The following is an 18,842-nucleotide window of genomic DNA, read 5'->3' on the forward strand; positions in this document are numbered from 1 at the left end:
CTTTCGTCACCGGGGCAGATCCGCGCACCGTCCGGAACTCGCCGCGATGACTTCTGGCGGCGGCGCGGATCTGTACTGGAGTGAGGGCACTCCAAGGAGGAAGATCCATGACCGTGACGTCCGAGGCGCGGGCCGACGAGTTCGCCCGGCAGGCCGACCCGTACCGCCGGGAGCTGCTGGCGCACTGCTACCGCATGCTCGGCTCGCTGCACGACGCCGAGGACACCGTCCAGGAGACCTACCTGCGGGCGTGGCGCGGCTACGACGGGTTCGAGGGCCGGTCGTCGCTGCGGACCTGGCTCTACACCATCGCGACCCGGGCCTGCCTGCGTGCGCTGGAGACCCGCGGCCGCCGCGCGCTGCCGTCGGGACTCGCCGGACCTGGCGGCGACCCGGACGCTGCGCTGGAGCCGCCGCTGACCGACGTCCCGTGGCTCGAGCCGTTCCCTGACACCCTCGCCGACCCGCTGGCCGGCGACCCCGCCGCGATCGCCGTCGGGCGCGAGAGCACCCGGCTGGCGCTGATCGCGGCGCTGCAGTACCTGCCGGCGCGGCAGCGGGCGGTGCTGATCCTGCGCGACGTGCTGCGCTGGCGGGCCGCCGAGGTGGCCCGGCTGCTGGACACGACGACGACGGCGGTCAACAGCGCGCTACGGCGGGCCCGGGCGCAGCTGGCCGAGCTGAACGTCGACGGCGTCGATGCGGCGCCGTCCGACGCGCGGCAGCGGGACCTGCTGGACCGGTACGTCGCCGCGTTCGAGCACGCCGACATCGACGGCCTGGTGCGGCTGCTGGCCCGCGACGCCGTGCTGGAGATGCCGCCGCACGCCACCTGGTTCCGCGGCGCCGAGACGATCGGCCGGTTCCTGGCGCCGCGGCTGCGAGCGCCCGGCGGCATGTTGGCGCTGCCCACCCGGGCCAACGGCCAGCCGGCGCACGCGATGTACAAGCGCGGCCCGGACGGCGTGCACCGGGCGCACGGGCTGGTGGTGCTGACGATGGCCGGTGCGCGGATCGACCGGCTGACGGTGTTCCTGGACCCCGAGGTGGTCAGGGCGTTCGGTCTGCCCGCCGTCCGAGCTGGCGGCGCCACCAGGTGAGCCAGGTGTAGGGGCTGAGCGGGTTGCCGCGGTTGCGGCGGGCCTCCTCGGCGGCGGCCCGCTCCTCGGCGGCGGCCCGCTCCTCGGCCGCCGCCCGCGCGGCCTCGGCGGCGCGCTCGGCCCGCACCTGCTGCTCGGCGGCCATGCGCTGGGCCCGCGCGGCGCGCCACTCGGCCACGACGGTGTCGGGGTCGGCCAGGGCGACCGCGATGTCCGGGCCCGACGGCGCGCGCAGCCACTGCTTGATGCGCTCGTTCAGGTCGGCGACGACGTCGCGGACGACCTGCTCGGACCGGACGTCGCGGAGCGTCTCGGGCAGCTTGTGCAGCTCTTTGCGCAGCAGCAGCGGTGTCGGCAGCAGGACGTCGGTGGACTCGCCCTCGCGGGCCAGCTTCTCGCGGATCCAGCTGTACTCGTCGCCCGGCCGTGAGGGCGGCAGCGGTTTGCCGGAGAGCGGGAGATCGTCGAACTCGCCGCGCTCCTGCGCCTCGCGGACCTGTTTGTCGATCCACGACTCGAAACCCATGCCGGGCGGTTTGCGTTCCGCCATGACCCTATTGTCGCAGGAGCGGCTTCTCGAACCAGAAGTGGGCGTACGGCTCGGCGTTGAACGCGGGCACCTCGGTGTATCCCGCGGACCGGTAGAGCGCGATGGCCTCCGTCAGGGCCGCGTTGGTCTCCAGCCTGACGGCGGGCGCGCCGGCCTCGGCGGCGTGCCGCTCCAGTTCGGCCAGCAGCCGGCGGCCCAGACCGAGCCCGCGGGCGGACGCGTCGACCCACATGCGCTTCAGGTGCGCGGGCCCGGCGTCGTGGAACAGCAGCACACCGCACCCCACCGGCGTCGTGTGCAGCAGGGCGACCAGGAGCAGCCCGTTCGGCGGGCGCAGGTCGGCGGCGGCGGCGCGGATGCCGCGGTCGAGGGAGAATCCGCCGTCGAACCGGACGTCCAGCTCGGCCGCGTAGGCGCGCAGGCAGTGCTGGGCGACCGGGTCGTCCGGGTCGGTCACCGCGAACCGCACGGTGGCCGCCGTCAGCAGCCGCTCGACGTCGGCCATCGCCGCGACCAGCCGGTCGCGCTGCCGGCCGTCGAGCGCGTCGAGCAACTGTGTGGCGAGCTCGTCGCTGCGCTCGTCCAGCAGCCGCTTCTCGGCCCGGCCCGCCGCCGTGAGCCGGGCGAGCGTCACCCGCCGATCCCCCGTGCTGCGCTCCGTCGTCACCAGACCGGCCGCCTCCAGCGAGCGCAGCAACCGGCTGACGTAGCCGGAGTCGAGATCGAGCGCCGCCCGCAGCGACCGCACGTCGCGACCGTCGCCGATCTCCCACAACAGCCGCGACTCGCCCAGCGGGCGGTCGCGCGCCAGGAACCGGTCGGACAGCGCGCCGACCTGCTGCGTGACCACCCGGTTGAACCGACGCACCTGCGCGACCATCGCCTCGTCCATTCTCTGACTCTAGTCAGAGAATGCGCGTGGGCCTAGAGTCCTGCCATGGCCGAACTCGATCTGGGCGGACGGCGTGCGCTGGTCACCGGCGGCGGCAGCGGCATCGGCGCGGCGGTGGCCCGGCGGCTGGGCGCAGCGGGCGCTCACGTCATCGTCGCCGACATCGACGGCGGGCGTGCGGCGTCCGTGGCCGGCGAATGCGGCAGCGGCGAGGCGTGGCAGGTCGACCTCGCCGACACCGCCGCCCTCGCGACCACCGAGCTGGACGTCGACGTCCTCGTCAACAACGCCGGCATCCAGCACGTCGCCCGGCTGGAGGAGTTCCCGCCGGACCGGTTCGCGTTCATGCTGCGGCTCATGCTCGAGGCGCCGTTCCTGCTCATCCGGGCCGCGCTGCCGGGCATGTACGCGCGCGGCTGGGGCCGCGTCGTCAACGTGTCCAGTGCGCACGGCCTGCGCGCCAGCGCGTTCAAGGCGGCCTATGTCACCGCGAAGCACGGCCTCGAAGGGCTGTCCAAGGTGACGGCGCTCGAGGGCGCCGCGCACGGCGTCACGTCGAACTGCGTCAACCCCGGCTACGTCCGCACACCGCTGGTCGAGGCACAGATCGCCGACCAGGCCCGGGTGCACGGCCTGCCCGAGGACCGCGTCGTCAGCGAGATCCTGCTCGCCAACGAGGCGATCAAGCGCCTCATCGAGCCCGGCGAGGTCGCCGAGGCCGTCGCCTACCTCGCCAGCCCGGCGGCGCAGTCGATCACCGGCACCGACCTCGTCCTCGACGGCGGCTGGTCGGCCCGCTAGACGGAGGTCCCGACGGCGTAGGCGATCAGCCGCACCGCTTGGGGCTCGAACAGCACGGTGTAGTGGTTGACGCCGCCGGCCGGGATGACGCGGACGGTCGGGGGCAGGCCGGCCGCGGCGATGCGGTCCGCGTCGAGCAGGCCCTGCGGCTCGTCCATCAGCCCTCGAGCGGCGTACAGCAGCGTCGCCGGGACGGTGCCGTCGCGCAGCGACCGCAGCACGACCGGGTCGGCCAGCACGTCGGCGCCGTCGGCCCGCACGGCGTCGAGCACGCAGGACGAGCGGCGCTCGCCGCCGGCGCCCACGAGGTCGTGGCGCAGGTACGCCGTCAGCAGGTCGCCGTACGGCGCGGCCAGGGCCGGGCCGATGGCCGGGTGCTCGCGCCAGAAGTCCAGGTATGCGTCGTCGTCGGGGAAGCTCATCGTGAGCCGCCGCATCGCCGGGCCGATCACCTGCTCCAGCGCGTCGTCGATGTCACCCTCGGGCGCCGGGAACCCGACCCCGCCGTCGATCAGGACCAGCGACGACACCCGCGACGGGTACAGGTACGCCGTCAGCGCCGCCACGTAGGCGCCCATCGAGTGACCCAGCAGCACGGCCGACTCCACCCGCGCGGCGTCCAGCACGGCGACGACGTCGGCGGCGTGCGCGGCCAGCCCCCACGGCCCGCGGACGGACCGGCTGTCGGCGCGGCCGCGCAGGTCGGGCGCCAGCAGCCGGACCTCGCCGTCCAGCGCCTGTGCGACAGCGCCGAAGGCGAGCGCGTTGGCGGTGATGCCGTGCAACGCCATGACGGCGGGAGCGCCGGCCGGACCGCGTCCCAGCTCGTGGACCGCGAGCGTCCCCCCGTCGACCGCGACCCCGAGTGTCATGAGCCGTCCAACCCGCTGACCAGCGCCGCGACGAAGTCGTCCGGTTTCTCGACGTGTGGGCTGTGCGCGGTGCCGTCGAGGACGGTCTCGGTGCTGACGCCGCCGGCCGCGCGGTAGGCGTCGAGGACGGCGCGGGTCTGCGCGACCATCGGCTGCGGCGGCGCGACGTCGTCGCCCGGCCAGCCCGGCACCGCGCCGATGGCGCCGAGGTAGGCGAGGTCGAACAGCGAGGTGTCGGAGACGATGACGTCGTCGGAGCCGCGGATCCAGCGGATCGGCGGCTTCGGGTCGATCGCGTCGAGCCCGTCCAGCCGCAGGTGCGTCGGCGCCATGGTGTTGAGCACGCCGTGGGTGCCCGGGCCGACGCCCGGCCAGGCCTCGGTGGCGACGGCGTCGCCGGGATAGTGGTCGTCGCCGACCGCCGTCGTGAGCATCGACTCGACGTAGGCGTCGGCGTGCTCGGGCACGAACGGCGGCTTCACGTACGACGACAGCATGACCTGCCGGGGCGACAGCGCGCCGTCGTCGCCGCGGTCGCCGTCGCGCAGCCGGGCCACGAACTCGGGGTTGGCCGCGCCGCCGCCGGAACCCGCCGCCGACGGGTCGGCCAGCGCGCCGTCCACGCCGCGGGTGCCGCCGAACCCGTACGGCGACACCGGGTTCACCAGCGTGACCGACCGGTACCGCGCCGGGGCGTCGAGCAGCAGCTGCAGCACGACGGCGCCGCCCATGCTCCAGCCGACCAGGTGCACGCCGTCGAGCCCGAGCAGGTCGAGCAGCCCGGCGACGTCGTCGGCGTAGTCGCGGACGCCGCGGGTCGCGTCGACCGGCAGCGTCTCGGTGCCGCCGAAGCCGCGCAGGTCGGCCGCGATCGGGCGGAACCGGTCGGGCAGCCGGAGCATCGCCGGCTGCCAGAACACGCTGGACGACACGTTGCCGTGGACGAACACGACCGGTTCACCGGTGTCGCGGCCGGCCACCGTGAGTGTGTTGACGGTGAGCCGCGGCGTCGGGTGGCGGTTCTCCGTCACGCCCGGCATGAGCATCGATGTCATGGCCCCCTCCTCAGAGGATGATGCCCTACCCGGGGCCGGAGCGCGCGGGGGCCGCTACTCGGTGGGAAAGCGCAACCCGATCTGCCGGCGGATCTCGTCCAGCGTCGCCATGATCGCCACCGTCTCGTCCAGCGGCATGACGTCGCTCTCCGTCGCCCCGTCGCGCAGCAGCCGGGCGACCTCGACTGCCTGGTGTCGCAGGCCGCCGCCGGTCGCGGGCTCGAACCGCTCCGGCTCCGCACCGGGGCGCAGCAGCGAGAACGACGTCGGCGCGTACCAGACGTCGTCGATCTCGATGCGCGCCTCGGTGCCGGTGATGACGGCGCGGTTGGCCGTCCGCGCCCGCAGCGTCGTCGTGACGACGGCGTGCGCGCCGCTCGCGTATGTGAACACGGCGGACGTCTGCGCGTCGACACCGCTCTCCGACAGCGTGCCCGCCGCGCTGACGCCGTCGGGGCGGCCGAGGACGTACGACGCGAGCGACACCGGGTAGATGCCGAGGTCGAGCAGCGCGCCGCCGGCGAGGTCGGCCCGCTGCAGGCGGTGACCGGGATCGGCCGGGATGGCCTGCCCGTGGTCGGCGACGACCGTCGTGATCTCACCGAGCGCGCCGGCCCGCAGCAGCTCGTCGATGCGGCGGAAGTGCGGGAGGAACCGCGTCCACATCGCCTCCATCAGGAACAGCCCGCGCTCGCGCGCCAGCTCGACGAGGTCGCGGGCCTCGGCGGCGTTGACGGTGAACGGCTTCTCGCACAGCACCGGCTTGCCGGCCTCGAGCGCGAGCCTGACGTTCGCCGCGTGCGCCGTCTGCGGTGTGGCGACATACACGACGTCGACGTCGGGGTCGTCGACCAGCTTCTCGAACGACCCGTACGACCGCGGGACGTCGAGCCGGCCGGCGAAGTCGCTCGCGCTCTCGTCGCTGCGCGACCCGACCGCCACCACCTCGGCGTCGTCGACCGGCCGGAGGTCGCGGGCGAACGCGGCCGCGATGCCGCCGGTGCCGATGATGCCCCAGCGGGTGCGCGACATGCCTTCTCCCTACCGATAGCCCGTGACGTCGGCGGGCTTGCCGGCGTCCTGCACCTCCACCAGGTACCGCCAGGCGTCGGGGCGGCTGCCGTCGAGGTCAGAGAAACCATAGACCTGGGCCAGCTGTCCGCTGGACAGCGACTGCCCGTTCCACCGCGCGACCTCCGGGTCGGCGGCCAGCGCCGCGACCGCCCGCCCGACGTAGCGAGGCGTCTCGGAGATCGCGAAGTGCGGCTGCGCCTCCAGCGCGTCGCGCCAGGTGTCCTCCGTCACGCCGAAGTGGCTCAGCATGAGCTCCGAACGCAGCCAGCCCGGCGTCAGCGCCACCGCCGTCGCCTGATGCGGCGCGAGCTCCTTCGCCTGCCCGAACGCCATGCGCAGCACCGACGACTTCGCGAGGTCGTAGAAGAACGACACCCGGTAGTTCGTCGCGTTGTAGTCGGCCGTCCCGTCCGTCATCTCGACCACCAGGCCGCCCTTGGTGCGGATCAGCAGCGGCAGCGCGAAGTGGCTGGTGATGATGTGGGTGTCGATGGCGAGCCGGAGGATCTTCAGGCCCTTCTCCAGCGAGTGCTCCCACAGCGGCTCGTCCCAGGCGAACAGCAGCTCGCCGCCCCAGATGTCGTTGACCAGCACGTCCAGCCGCCCCTGCTCGGCGTCGATGCGGCCGACCAGCGCCTCGACCTGCTCCGGCACCAGGTGGTCGACCTGCACGGGGATGCCGGTGCCGCCGGCCGCCGTGACCAGCTCCGCGGTCTCCTCGATGGTCTCGGGCAGGTTCTGCTCGGACCGCTGTGCCCGGGTCGTCCGCGCCGTGCAGTACACGGTCGCGCCGGCCGCCCCCAGCTCGACCGCGATCCCCCTGCCCGCGCCGCGCGACGCCCCGGTGACGAGCGCGACCTTGCCTTGCAGCGTTGTCTCCATGGTTCGATGGTGCGCGGTGGTCACTGACACGGCGTGTCAGGGATTTCGGCGGGGCTTGGTTTCGGACTCGACCACGTGCGCGGCGACCGCAGCCCAACGGTTACAGGACGTCCTCGGGCAGCTGGAAGCGGTACCCCAGCCCTGGCTCGGTGATGAAGTAGCGGGGCTTCGACGGCTCGGGCTCCAGCCGCTGCCGGATCTGCGTCATGAACACCCGCAGATAGTTCGTCTCGGTGCCGTACGCCGGACCCCAGACCTCCCGCAGCAGCTGCTCGTACGTCACCAGCCGCCCGCTGTGGCGCACCAGCACCTCGACGATGTGCCACTGCCGCGGCGTCAGCCGGACGGCGGCGCCGTCACGGACGACCCGCTTCGCGGCGAAGTCGATGACGAAATCGGGGGTCGAGACGACCGCGTCGCCGTCGGGCAGGACGGCGCGGCGGGTGGCGGCGCGCAGGCGGGCGAACAGCTCGTCCATGCCGAACGGCTTGGTGACGTAGTCGTCGGCGCCGAGGTCGAGCGCCTCGACCTTGGCCGCCTCGGTACCCCGCCCGGACAGCACGACGATGGGCACCGACGACCAGCCGCGGATGCCGCGCACGACGTCGAGGCCGTCCATGCTGGGCAGCCCGAGGTCGAGGATGACGGCGTCGGGGTGGTGGCGCGCGGCCAGTTGCAGGGCGTGCTCACCGGTGCCGGCGAGGTCGGCGGTGTAACCCCGGGCCTTGAGGTTGAGGGCGAGGGTCTTGCGGATGCCGGCGTCGTCATCGACGACGAGCACCCGGCCGGCCGACTCCATGCAGCCGATCGTAGCCGCAGGCACACTTGGGGGTATGGGACGCGGTCAGCTGCGGATCTACCTGGGCGCCGCACCCGGCGTGGGCAAGACGTACGCCATGCTCGAGGAGGCGCACCGGCGGCTGGCCCGCGGCACCGACGTCGTCGTCGGGGTGGTCGAGGCGCACGGCCGGGCCCGGACGGCGGACCTGCTGGCCGGTCTGGACGAGGTCCCGCGGCGCACGATGACCTACCGCGGCGCCGAGTTCGAGGAGATGGACCTCGACGCCGTGCTGCGACGCCGGCCGGAGGTCGCGCTCGTCGACGAGCTCGCGCACAGCAACGTGCCCGGGTCGCGCAACGCCAAGCGCTGGCAGGACATCGAGGAACTGCTCGACGCCGGCATCACGGTGCTGTCGACGGTGAACATCCAGCACCTCGAGTCGTTGAACGACGTCGTCGAGCGCATCACCGGGGTGCCGCAGCGCGAGACCGTCCCGGACGAGGTCGTGCGGCGGGCCGACCAGGTCGAGCTGGTCGACATGACGCCGGAGGCGCTGCGCCGCCGTATGGTGCACGGCAACGTGTACACGCGGGAGAAGATCGACGCGGCGCTGGGCAACTACTTCCGGGTCGGCAACCTGACGGCGCTGCGCGAGCTGGCGCTGCTCTGGCTGGCCGACAAGGTCGACGACCAGCTGGACCGCTACCGCGCCGACCACCACATCGACGACACGTGGGAGGCGCGCGAACGCGTCGTCGTCGCGCTGACCGGCGGTGCGGAGGGCGAGACGCTGATCCGCCGGGCCGCCCGCATCGCCGCGCGCGGCCGGGGCGCCGACCTCATGGCCGTGCACGTCATGCCGAGCGACGGGCTGGTCGGCGCCGACCCGACGCTGCTGGCCCGGCAGCGGCTGCTGGTCGAGAGCCTCGGCGGCACCTATCACCAGGTGCTCGGCGAGGACATCCCGGCGGCGCTGATCGAGTTCGCCCGCGGCGTCAACGCCACCCAGTTGGTGCTCGGCGCGAGCCGACGCGGCCGGCTGGCGCAACTGTTCTCCCGCGGCGTCGCGCTGACGACGATGTCGCAGGCCGGCTCGATGGACGTGCACCTCGTGCCGCACCGGCAGGCCGGCCGCGGGCGGACCGCCGCGCTCGGCAGCCCGCTGTCGCGGCACCGGCGGATCGCCGGGTTCGTGCTGGCGCTGGCCGTGCCGCCGCTGTTGGTGCTCGCGGTCCGGCTGCTGCGCGACGACGTGTCGCTGGCGACCGGCGAGGTGTTGCTGCTGGCGACGGTCATCGCGGCCGCGTTGGCCGGTGGCATGTGGCCGGCGCTGCTGGCGGCCGTGGCCGGCTTCCTGCTGCTGAACTGGTTCTTCACCGAGCCGATCCACTCGTTCGCGGTCAACCGGCCGGAGAACATCATCGCGCTGGCGGTGTTCCTGCTGGTCGCGGCGTCGGTGAGCGTCGTCGTCGACACCGCCGCCCGGCGCACCCGCGAGGCGGCCCGGGCCAGCGCCGACGCGCAGAACCTGGCGACCGTCGCGAGCAGCATGGTCGGCAACCCGCGGCCGCTGATCGGGCTGCTGGAGCGGCTGCTGGAGACCTACGGGCTGACGTCGGTGACGTTGCTGGAGCGCTCCACCGGCGCGCCGCGACTGCCGGGCACGCAGGAGAACCCGTCCGCGTGGTCGGTCGTCGCGTGTGTCGGCGAGCGGCCGTCGCTGACGCCGGCCGAGGCAGACGTCGAGGTGCCGATCGACGACGTGCTCGCGCTGGCGCTGCGTGGCCCCGCGCTGCCGGCCGAGGACCGTCGCGTGATCGAGGCGTTCGCCGCCCAGGCCGCCCTGGCGCTGCGGCAGGAACGCCTGGCCCGCGAGGCCGCGTCGGCCGGCACGATCGCCGAGGCCGACCGCATGCGCACGGCGCTGCTGGCCACCGTCGGTCACGACCTGCGCACCCCGCTCGCCGCCGCCAAGGCCGCCGTCACCAGCCTGCGCAGCGACGAGGTCCGCTTCGACGCCGACGACGAGGCCGAGCTGCTGGCGACCGCGGACGAGTCGCTGGACCGGCTGACCGAGCTGATCACCAACCTGCTCGACCTCAGCCGCCTGCAGGCCGGCGTGCTGGGCGTCGCGTCGCGCCCGACGGAGGCGGCCGACAGCATCGCCCGCGCCCTCGCCGAACTGGGCGAACCGGGCCGCCTGGTGACCGTCGACCTCCCCGCCGACCTCCCGCGCGTCGACGCCGACCCGGCGCTGCTGGAACGGGTGCTGGTGAACGTCGTCGGCAACGCGCTGCGGTTCAGCCCGCCGGACCGCCCGCCGACCATCACCGCGCGCGAGGACGACGCCGTCGTCGAGCTGCGCGTCATCGACCACGGCCCGGGCATCCCCGAGGACCAGCGCGACCGCGTGTTCGTCCCGTTCCAGCGGCTCGGCGACAGCGGCACCGGCGTCGGGCTCGGGCTGGCGCTCTCGCGCGGCCTCACCGAGGCGATGGGCGGCACCCTGATCCCCGAGACCACACCCGACGGCGGGCTCACCATGCTGCTGGCGATCCCGATCGAGGACGAGAAATCCGCGTCGGACTAGTCCGGCCGCGTGTGGTCGATTCCCGCGCGGTCGAGCACGTCGGTGAGGTCCAGGCCGAGGCCACGGGCGTAGCGGATCAGCTCGATCACGTCGATGCGCCGGTCGCCCGACTCGAACAGCGACACCTTGCGCTGGGTGAGCCCGATGCGCTCACCGAGCTGGGTCTGGGTGAGGTGGCGCTCCACCCTCAGCTGCTTGAGCGTGGCATAGAGCCGCTGGTACTCGGGAGCCCGGCTGTCCACCACCCGCACATCCGACCGTCCTGGGATCAACTAGCCAAAGTTTATCTGCCGGTCCGGAATGCCGGACTCGTCAGCGTCCGCGCACGCGGTCGAGGCGATCGAGGAGCGCCGCGGTCCGCTCGGCCAGCCGGCCGGCCCGGTCCGCGTCGAGCGTCGGCAGGGTGAGGGGAAGGCGCCGGTCACGATCGACGGCGGTCAGCGACGCCGGCGGCGGCGCGTCGATGAACCAGTCGATCGGCGCCACCGCGGCCTCGACCGGCCGGGCGAACAGCCGGGCCGCCACCCGGATCGAGCCGCGGGTGAGCCGGGGCAGCGTGGAGAGGTCGCCGCTGCGGGTGAAGCCCGGGTGGTAGAGGACGTAGGGCACGCGGTCGCCGTGCCGTGCGGCGTACCCGACACCGAGCAGGTCGTTGGCGCGGCCGGCCTGCAACTGCGCGGCCACCGCACGGTAGCGCCGGGTCAGCTGCAGGTCGTCCCAGTGGATCGTCCCGTTGCGGGTGCCGACTCCGGCGACGTTGACGATGACGGGGGACGCGCTCAGCTTCAGCGCCGGCGTGAGCCCGTGACTGAGCAGATAGCGGCTCAGGTAGTAGAGCGCGAAGGTGCTCTCGAATCCCTCGGTGGTCTCGACCCGGCGCGGCCGCACCCGGTTCGCGCACAGCACCAGGGCGTCGACGACGTCGGTGGACGCCTCGATCGCGCGGATGACGGACCGGGCGCCCGCGACGGTGGTGAGATCGGCGCGGACGACCTCGGCCCGTCCGCCGACGGTGGCCGCGTCGGCGACCAGCCGGGCGCCCTTCTCCGCGTTGCTGCCGACGGCGATCACGTGGTCGCCCTGGGCCAGCCGGCGCAGTGCGAGCGCCCGGCCCATGCCGTCGGTGCCGCCGCTGATCACGATGGTGCGCGAATCCATGAACGCTCCGTGGTGGTATCAAACAGTAAGTACCAGCATCATCGGTAACCACAGCCGCCCACGGAAGAAGGCACTTCGATGTCCGATACGCACACCGATGTGCCCTCGGTGGTCGCCGCGCCGCTCCCCACCCCGGTGCCGGCGGACGAGTACGAGCAGTGCCCCGTCACCGACGTGCTGCGCCGTGTCGGCGACAAGTGGACCGTGCTGGTCGTCGTCCTGCTCGGCCGCCGCCCCTACCGGTTCAACGAATTGCACCGCGGCATCCAGGGCATCAGCCAGCGCATGCTGACCCGGACCCTGCGCGCCCTGGAGGACGACGGCCTGGTGCATCGTGAGGTGTTCCCGACCGTCCCGCCCGCGGTGGAGTACAGCCTCACCCCTCTGGGTGAGTCGCTGCTCGTCCAGCTCTCCGCGGTCGCCGACTGGGCCGTGCGGCACCGCGACGAGATCGCACGCGCCCGGCTGGCCGCGGACGCGGGGCCTGACCGGGCGGAATGAGGGGGGTGGAGCCGCCTGTCGGAATCGAACCGACGACCTATTCATTACGAGTGAATCGCTCTACCGACTGAGCTAAGGCGGCGCGTGCCCGGCGAACCGGGCACGGTGCACGAGTATAGGGCGTCGACCGCCCTGGCACCCAATCGGGCTCAGAGCGCGTCGGTGGTGATGGGCGCGCCGCCGGCCGATCCGGCCACGTACTGGTCCCAGCCGAGGTTCCAGTCGGCCATGCCGGGGTCGCCGCGCTCGAGGAGGTCTTCCGGGCCGCGGGTGGAGTTGGCGACGGTGACGATGTCGCCGTACTGCGCGAGCTGGAAGAACGTGGCGCCGTTGGCCGCGCTGAGGTTGATGCAGCCGTGCGACACGTTCTCGGAGCCCTGCGAGCCCTCGGACCACGACGCCGAGTGGACGAACGTGCCGCTCCAGGTGAGGCGGACGGAGTTGGGCACCTCGAGGTCGTAGTAGTTCGGGTCGGCGGGATCGCAGGTGATGTTCGCGTTGCACGACGTCATCTGCCGCGTCTCGAACTTCTCCAGCACGATGTAGGTGCCGTTGCGGGTGGCGAACTCGGGTGCGCCGAGGCTGGTGTCCCAGGTGGCGACGGCGGCGCCGTCGACGCTGTAGGTGACGGAGTGGGTGGCGGCGTCGACGGCGGCGACCTGGGACTTGCCGACGGTGAAGTCGAGGTCGTAGGCACGCCCGCCCCAGAGCTCGTCGCCGGCCTGGACGCCGTTGAGGTCGAGGTCGACGCGCACCTGGGTGCCGGACGGCCAGTACTCCTTGGGCCGGAAGTGCACCTCCTGCGAGCTCACCCAGTGCCACGACCCCTCGACCTGCGGGTTCGACGCGATATGCAGGGCCTGCTCGACGTTCTCGCGCTCGGTGACCTCTTGGTCGAACCGGATGGTGACGGGCGCGCCCACGCCGACGACGGAGCCGTCGGCGGGCTGCATGCTCAGCGTGAGGCGGTCGCCGTCGGGCACGGCGCCGACGGCGAAGGCGTCGGTGAGCGTGTGCTCCATGCCGAGGCGGTCGGACGCCACCACCGTGACGGCGTACGAGGCGCCGGGCTCGAGCGGCGCCGCGCTGGCCCAGCTGCTGCCGTCGTCGCCGACCTGGCCGTCGACAGGTTCGCCGCCCTCGGGCGCCACCTCGACGGAGTCGATGCGGCCGTTGGGGACGCTGAGCTGCAGCGGCGTGCCGAACGCCACCTCGTCGGTGATGCCGTCGAGGTGCAACGGGACCCGCTGCGCCTTCGGACCCTCCGGCTGGGCGGTGGGGCCGCCGGAACCGGAGTCGTCGGAGCCGCTGCACGCGGTCAGCAGCACCGCCGCGCTCAGGACGAGCGCGACCCGGTGGAGCGTCGGACGCAGGCGCATCGTTCCATTATCCGCATACTCCGCCCGGATTCACGAAGCGCAGCTGGTGCCGTCGTCGGGCACCGTGCCGTCCAGCAGGTAGGTGTCGACGGCGGCGTCGATGCAGTCGCTGCCGGCGAGGTAGGCGGTGTGCACGGTGGAGTCGTAGGTGAGCAGGGTGCCCGACGACAGCTGTTCGGCCAGCGCCTGCGCCCACTCGTACGGCGTGGCGGGGTCGCCGGTGGTGCCGACGACGAGGATCGGGTCGGCGCCCGGCGCGGTGACCGGCGGGTGCGGCGCCGGGTCGCCCGTGGGCGAGGCGGTGGGATCGACGTCGGCGTCGTCGAGGCCTTCGGCGAGCGCGGAGCAGCCCAGCCCACCCCAGGCGAGGAACGGGCCGAACACCTCGGACGCGGCGGTGAACTCGGCCAGCCCCGCCTTCGCCTCGTCGGCGGTGGCCGACTCGGGGTGGTCCTTGCAGTTCACCAGGCTGATGACCTCGTTGGCGTTGCCGTTGTACGTGCCGTCGGTGTTGCGCTCGAGGTAGAGGTCGGCGAACGTCATGAGCAGCGTGCCGTCGTCCTCGGTCAGCGCGAGGTCGAGCGCCTCGTTCAGCGGCTCGTAGCCTTCGTCGGCGGTGAGGTACAGCGGCAGGATGATCCCGTAGAACGCCATCGACTCGGTCAACGGCCGGTTGTCGTCGTCGGTGGCCAGCGGCTCTTCGTCGGCCTGACGCAGCAGCCCCGCCAGCGTGGCGCGGGCTTCGTCCTCGGACGAGCCGACCGCGCAGTTGTCCTGCGCGAAGCACCAGGTGAGGAACGTTGACAGCGCCCGCTCGAAGCCGCGCGCCTGGCCGAGGCCGAGGTCGTCGCCGGTGAGCGTGGGGTCGATGGCGCCGTCGAGGACCAGCCGGCCGACGCGGTCGGGGAACTGATCGGCGTAGAGGGCGCCGATGAACGTCCCGTACGACTTGCCCAGGTAGTTCAGCTTCTCGTCGCCCAGCGCCGCGCGCAGGACGTCGAGGTCGCGGGCGACGTCGGCGGTGCCGATGTGCGGGACCAGGTCGCCGGAGCGGGCCTGGCAGCCCGCGGCGAGGTCGCGGACCGACTCTTCCATGTCGGCGATCTCGGCGTCGTCGTCAGGGGTCGGGTCGGCGGCGAGGTAGTCGTCGAGCTCGGCGTCGTCGACGCAGTCGACGGGGCTGGAGCCGGCGACGCCGCGCGGGTCGAAGCCGACGATGTCGTAGCGCTCGCGCACCTGCTCGGTGACGACGGACCCGGCCAGCTGCGCGTACTCGACGCCGGACGCGCCCGGCCCGCCCGGGTTGACCAGCAGCGAGCCGAGGCGGTCGTCGCCCGTGGCCGGCGCCCGCAGCAGCGCCAGCTCGATGGTGTCGCCGCCGGGGTCGGCGTAGTCGATCGGGACGGTCGCGGTGGAGCACTGGTGGCCCTCGCCGCAGTCGCGCCACTCGAGCTCCTGCGTGTAGAACGGCGCCAGCGCGGGGTCGACCCCCTCGGTGGCGTCGGCCGCCGGCGTCGACCGGTCCGGCACGTCCGCCGGGCGGCCGTCGCGCTCCTCCGGTTCGGCCGAGCAGCCCGCGGCGGCCACGACGGCGACGAACGCCAGTGCGGCCAGGGCACGCAGTGTCACAGGTTCTCTCCGTCGTCCTCGTACGCGTCGTCCTCGATGTCGGGGGTGCGGCGGGCGCCCTGGGCGACCGCGCCCTCGTAGGCCTGCCGCGACCCGCACACGCTGGCCTTCGGGCAGGCGACCCGCCGGCCGGTCTCGCGGTCGCGGACGTAGACCGTCTCGGACGGCACGTTGTACGCGACGACGGTGCCCTCGACGCCGTCGTCGGTGGTGACGTCGCAGCCGACCGTCGGCACGCTGCGTTTGAAGTCCTGGTAGAGCGGGTGCTCGTACTTCAGGCAGCACATCAGCCGGCCGCACGCCCCGGAGATCTTCAACGGGTTCAGCGGGAGGTCCTGGTCCTTGGCCATGCGGACGCTGACCGGCTCGAAGTCGGTGAGGAACGTCGAGCAGCAGGTGTCGCGGCCGCACGGCCCGATGCCGCCCTGCACGCGGGCTTCGTCGCGGGCGCCGAGCTGACGCAGGTCGATGCGGGCCCGCAGGGTGCGGGCGAGGTCGCGGACCAGTTCGCGGAAGTCGACCCGGTGCGGCGCGCTGAAGTAGATGGTGACCAGCTGGTCGACGTCGGGGCGGGTGTCGACGTAGTCGACGCCGACGATCTTCATCGGCAGCTCATGGTGCTTGATCAGCCGGCGGGCGGCGACGCGGATCTCGGCCCGGCGGCGCCGGTTGCGCTCTTCGCGCTGCAGGTGCTTCTCGGTGGCCGGGCCCTCGCACACGGGCAGGCCGCCGATGTCGTCGCTGACCCACTGCGGCGCCCACACGCACTCGGCGACCTCGGGTCCGTCGTCGGTGGGGACGAGGACCTTGTCGCCGACGCGCGGGGTGTGCTCACCCGGATCGAGGTAGTAGAGCCTCCCGTACCGGGTGAAGGCCACTGCCATCACCATGCCCACGCGTCCACCCTACGGTGTCGCGGCCCCGAGGCGGCGCAGCGCCTCGGCCCGCACGCCGTCGACGGCGTGCGGCGCGGCCAGCGGCTCGAGCACGCGGCCCAGCGCCCGGGCCGCCGCGAGGACGGCGGCGGGTTCGGCGGCAGACGGCAGCGTGGCGGCCAGCCCGGCCGGATCGGGGAGATCGGCGTTCTGGACGCTCACCGCGCCGAACCCCGGGTAGTCGACGCCCAGCTCGGCGGCGTGCAGCCGCCAGACGTACGTGCGCACCTCGTGCAGCGACTCGATGGCCCGCCAGACCCGGCCGCGGCCGGCGTGCTTGGCGACGTCGGCCAGCCCCCACCAGCCGAGGAACGCCCACTCGCGGCGCTGTTCGTCGCCGGCGTGCAGGGCGGGCGGGGTGAACGGCGCGGCCAGCCGGCCGGACCGGTCGAACACCGCCTGCGACCCCGCCGCCAGCCCGGGGCGGCTGTCGGCGGCCATGACGACGAGGCTGAGCTGCCGGCCGTCGGCGTACTGGAGGACGAGGTGGTCGGCCGGCCGCTCCGGACTGCCGAGGTGCTGGATGAGCTCGTCGGCGACGACGGCGTACCCGCGGGCCGCGGCCAGCGCGGCGTCGCGGCGGTCGTCGTACGTGGCGCCGTCGAGGAGCACGCCGAGCCCGGCGTCGACGTCGGACAGCGGGTCGCCCGCGCCGCGGCCGAGCGACCCGGCCAGCTCGACCCAGTCGCACCACGGCGTGCGCCGCGCCCACGACGTGAGCGCGTCGACGATCTCCCAGGGGCCCGCGGCGTCGGTCGTCATCGGCTCAGCCTTCCCGCAGGGCCAGTGCCATTGCCTCGAGCTGCAGCAGCGGCAGCGCATTGGCCTGCAGCGCCTCGCGTGCCGCGACGACCGCCTCCATGCGGCGCAGCGTGGCCGACGCGCCGCCGGAGCGGGCCAGGCGGTCGATGGACGGGCGCATCTCCTCGTTGACCAGTTCGGTGCGCACACCCAGCTGCAGCATCATGACGTCGCGGTAGAGCGCGAGGACGTCGACCAGGGCGCGGTCGATGGAGTCGCGCTGGACCCGGGTGCGGCGCAGCTTCTGCTCGCGCTCGAGGTCTTTCACCGCGGCCTCGATGTTGCGCGGCTTGCGGCCGGTGGTGCCGGCGCCGAGCGCCTTGCGCAGCTCTTCGACCTCGCGTTCGTCGAGGGCGTCGCAGTGCTTCTCGGCGTCGGCCTTCGCTGCCGCGACGAGGTTGGCGGCGGCGTCGAGGCACTGGCGGATGTCGGCGAGGTCGAACGGCAGCCGCAGCACCTCGGCGCGGCGGGCACGGACCTCGGCGTCGGTGGCCAGCGCGCGGGCCCGGCCGACGTGGCCCTGCGAGGCGCGGGCGGCGAACTCGGCCAGCTCCTGCTCGACGCCCGCGGTGGCGACGAGGTGCTGGGCGACGTCGGCGTACGGCGGGGTGCGCAGCAGCACGACCCGGCAGCGCGACCGGATGGTCGGCACGATGTCTTCGGCCGTGGGCGCGCACAGCATCCACACGGTGCGCTCGGGCGGCTCCTCGACCGACAGCAGCAGCGCGTCGGCGGCGTCCTCGCCGAGGCGGTCGGCGTCTTCGACGACGACGACCTGCCAGCGGCCGCGGGCCGGGCGCAGCGCCGCGCGCGGCACGAGGTCGCGGACCTGGGCGATGCGGATGTTCAGGCCCTGGGTGACCAGCGACGCGACGTCGGGATGGGTGCCGGCGCGCACGTCGGCGCACTCGGAGCACTGGCCGCAGCCGCCGTTGGGGCACTGCAGCGCGGCCGCGAACGCCCGCGCGACGACCGAGCGGCCGGACCCGGGCGGGCCGGTGAACAGCCAGGCGTGCGTCATGGCGCCGCGCCGCCCGCCCTCGAGGTAGCCGGCGGCGTCGGCGACGGTGCGCTGCAGGGCGGGCACCACGGTCTGCCCGACGACGGAGTCCCAGACGGTCACGCGCGCATCACCTTCTCGACCGCGATGGCGACATCGACGGCGACCTCGTCGGGCGCCCGGCCGGCGTCGACGACGACGTAGCGGTGCGGCTCGGCGGCGGCCAGCTCGAGGAACGCCCGGCGGACCCGCTCGTGCACGTGGTCGGGCTCGCGCTCGATGCGGTCGACGTAGCCCTGCCGGCGCACCCGCTCGGCCCGCGCGGCTTCGTCGAGGTCGAGGACGACGGTGAGGTGGGGCAGCAGGCCCTGCGTGGCGAACCGGGAGATGGCGGCGATCTGCTCGCGGCCCAGCCCGCGGCCCTCGCCCTGGTACGTGATGGAGGAGTCGACGTAGCGGTCGACCAGCACGACGGCGCCGCGCTCGAGCGCCGGCCGCACGACGTGCGCGACGTGGTCGGCGCGGTCGGCCGCGAACAGCAGCGCCTCGGCCCGTGGGTCGAGCTCACCGCCGTCGAGCACGATGGCGCGCACCTGCGGACCGATGCGGGAGTCGCCGGGCTCGCGGGTGACGACGACGTCGCGGCCCTGCGCGCGCAGATGGTCTGCCAGCAGCGCCTGCTGGGTGGTCTTGCCGACGCCGTCGCCGCCCTCGAAGGCGACGAACAGCCCTCGCGGTCCGGTCACGCCGTCAGCCTAGTGAATGGCACCGACAACGCGGGCGGACGCCCCGAGACTGGGGATACCCCCACCACCGTCCCTGACCCGGACCCTGAGAACTCC

19 protein-coding genes and 1 tRNA gene are annotated in these 18,842 nt (G+C 73.6%); 4 read left to right on the forward strand and 16 right to left on the reverse strand.

Annotation, left to right across the window (positions count from 1 at the left end; translation table 11 throughout):
• Nucleotides 1-107: 107 nt before the first annotated feature.
• Nucleotides 108-1,100 carry a sigma-70 family RNA polymerase sigma factor gene (locus BLU82_RS27820; RefSeq protein ID WP_092624161.1) on the forward strand — a complete coding sequence of 331 codons (993 nt, stop codon included), beginning with the start codon at nt 108-110 and terminating at the stop codon, nt 1,098-1,100.
• Here BLU82_RS27820 and BLU82_RS27825 read toward each other — a convergent pair.
• Nucleotides 1,051-1,650 (reverse strand): DUF1992 domain-containing protein, encoded by a 600-nt coding sequence (locus tag BLU82_RS27825; protein ID WP_092624162.1) that lies wholly within the window; start codon nt 1,648-1,650, stop codon nt 1,051-1,053. The genes BLU82_RS27820 and BLU82_RS27825 overlap by 50 nt on opposite strands.
• Nucleotides 1,651-1,654: 4 nt before the next feature.
• The gene (locus tag BLU82_RS27830) at nt 1,655-2,542 is read right to left on the reverse strand and encodes a bifunctional helix-turn-helix transcriptional regulator/GNAT family N-acetyltransferase (protein WP_092624163.1); all 888 of its coding nucleotides are present in this window, start codon (nt 2,540-2,542) and stop codon (nt 1,655-1,657) included.
• 45 nt (nt 2,543-2,587) lie between these two features.
• On the opposite strand from BLU82_RS27830, the gene BLU82_RS27835 reads away from it, so the two are divergent.
• On the forward strand, nt 2,588-3,343 hold the full coding sequence (locus BLU82_RS27835; protein ID WP_092624164.1) for a 3-hydroxybutyrate dehydrogenase: 756 nt from the start codon (nt 2,588-2,590) through the stop codon (nt 3,341-3,343).
• On the opposite strand, the gene BLU82_RS27840 is transcribed toward BLU82_RS27835, so the two are convergent.
• From BLU82_RS27840 to BLU82_RS27860, 5 genes are all read right to left on the reverse strand, one after another.
• On the reverse strand, nt 3,340-4,215 hold the full coding sequence (locus BLU82_RS27840) for an alpha/beta hydrolase (RefSeq protein ID WP_092624165.1): 876 nt from the start codon (nt 4,213-4,215) through the stop codon (nt 3,340-3,342). The two genes, BLU82_RS27835 and BLU82_RS27840, sit on opposite strands and share 4 nt — an antisense overlap.
• Entirely contained in the window at nt 4,212-5,270 is a 1,059-nt protein-coding gene (locus BLU82_RS27845) for an alpha/beta fold hydrolase (RefSeq protein ID WP_092624166.1), read from the reverse strand. Before BLU82_RS27845 ends, BLU82_RS27840 begins: the two co-directional genes overlap by 4 nt.
• Before the next feature lie 54 nt (nt 5,271-5,324).
• Entirely contained in the window at nt 5,325-6,302 is a 978-nt protein-coding gene (locus BLU82_RS27850) for a Gfo/Idh/MocA family protein (RefSeq protein WP_092624167.1), read from the reverse strand.
• 9 nt (nt 6,303-6,311) lie between these two features.
• Nucleotides 6,312-7,226: an SDR family oxidoreductase gene (locus tag BLU82_RS27855; protein ID WP_092624168.1), complete on the reverse strand. Its 915-nt coding sequence runs from the start codon at nt 7,224-7,226 to the stop codon at nt 6,312-6,314.
• A gap of 100 nt (nt 7,227-7,326) precedes the next feature.
• On the reverse strand, nt 7,327-8,025 hold the full coding sequence (locus BLU82_RS27860) for a response regulator (RefSeq protein WP_092624169.1): 699 nt from the start codon (nt 8,023-8,025) through the stop codon (nt 7,327-7,329).
• 34 nt (nt 8,026-8,059) lie between these two features.
• Here BLU82_RS27860 and BLU82_RS27865 point away from each other — a divergent pair, with 34 nt between their 5' ends.
• On the forward strand, nt 8,060-10,597 hold the full coding sequence (locus BLU82_RS27865; protein WP_092624170.1) for a DUF4118 domain-containing protein: 2,538 nt from the start codon (nt 8,060-8,062) through the stop codon (nt 10,595-10,597).
• Here BLU82_RS27865 and BLU82_RS27870 read toward each other — a convergent pair.
• Nucleotides 10,594-10,842 carry a helix-turn-helix domain-containing protein gene (locus BLU82_RS27870; RefSeq protein ID WP_157741300.1) on the reverse strand — a complete coding sequence of 83 codons (249 nt, stop codon included), beginning with the start codon at nt 10,840-10,842 and terminating at the stop codon, nt 10,594-10,596. The genes BLU82_RS27865 and BLU82_RS27870 overlap by 4 nt on opposite strands.
• A gap of 67 nt (nt 10,843-10,909) precedes the next feature.
• Nucleotides 10,910-11,755 (reverse strand): SDR family NAD(P)-dependent oxidoreductase, encoded by an 846-nt coding sequence (locus BLU82_RS27875; RefSeq protein WP_092624172.1) that lies wholly within the window; start codon nt 11,753-11,755, stop codon nt 10,910-10,912.
• Between the two features lie 78 nt (nt 11,756-11,833).
• On the opposite strand from BLU82_RS27875, the gene BLU82_RS27880 reads away from it, so the two are divergent.
• Nucleotides 11,834-12,256, forward strand: a complete 423-nt coding sequence (locus tag BLU82_RS27880; protein ID WP_092624173.1) for a helix-turn-helix domain-containing protein — start codon at nt 11,834-11,836, stop codon at nt 12,254-12,256.
• A 6-nt stretch (nt 12,257-12,262) separates the two neighbouring features.
• On the opposite strand, the gene BLU82_RS27885 is transcribed toward BLU82_RS27880, so the two are convergent.
• The 7 genes from BLU82_RS27885 to tmk all read right to left on the reverse strand — a co-directional run bounded on the left by BLU82_RS27885 (nt 12,263) and on the right by tmk (nt 18,746).
• Nucleotides 12,263-12,338, reverse strand: a tRNA-Thr gene (locus BLU82_RS27885).
• A gap of 67 nt (nt 12,339-12,405) precedes the next feature.
• A complete protein-coding gene (locus tag BLU82_RS27890) occupies nt 12,406-13,635 on the reverse strand; it encodes an Ig-like domain-containing protein (RefSeq protein ID WP_092624174.1) in 1,230 nt (409 codons plus the stop codon).
• A gap of 30 nt (nt 13,636-13,665) precedes the next feature.
• Nucleotides 13,666-15,264 (reverse strand): alpha/beta hydrolase, encoded by a 1,599-nt coding sequence (locus BLU82_RS27895; RefSeq protein WP_092624175.1) that lies wholly within the window; start codon nt 15,262-15,264, stop codon nt 13,666-13,668.
• Nucleotides 15,261-16,154, reverse strand: coding sequence for a regulatory iron-sulfur-containing complex subunit RicT (locus BLU82_RS27900; RefSeq protein WP_083288200.1), 894 nt, complete (start codon nt 16,152-16,154; stop codon nt 15,261-15,263). Before BLU82_RS27900 ends, BLU82_RS27895 begins: the two co-directional genes overlap by 4 nt.
• 15 nt (nt 16,155-16,169) lie before the next feature.
• Nucleotides 16,170-16,961, reverse strand: a complete 792-nt coding sequence (locus BLU82_RS27905; RefSeq protein WP_092624176.1) for a hypothetical protein — start codon at nt 16,959-16,961, stop codon at nt 16,170-16,172.
• Nucleotides 16,962-16,965: 4 nt separating this feature from the next.
• Nucleotides 16,966-18,123 (reverse strand): DNA polymerase III subunit delta', encoded by a 1,158-nt coding sequence (locus BLU82_RS27910; RefSeq protein WP_092624177.1) that lies wholly within the window; start codon nt 18,121-18,123, stop codon nt 16,966-16,968.
• The gene (tmk, locus tag BLU82_RS27915; protein WP_092624178.1) at nt 18,120-18,746 is read right to left on the reverse strand and encodes a dTMP kinase; all 627 of its coding nucleotides are present in this window, start codon (nt 18,744-18,746) and stop codon (nt 18,120-18,122) included. Before tmk ends, BLU82_RS27910 begins: the two co-directional genes overlap by 4 nt.
• Nucleotides 18,747-18,842: the final 96 nt, after the last annotated feature.

Source organism: Jiangella sp. DSM 45060 (assembly GCF_900105175.1).
In the GTDB taxonomy this organism is placed as follows: Bacteria; Actinomycetota; Actinomycetes; order Jiangellales; family Jiangellaceae; genus Jiangella.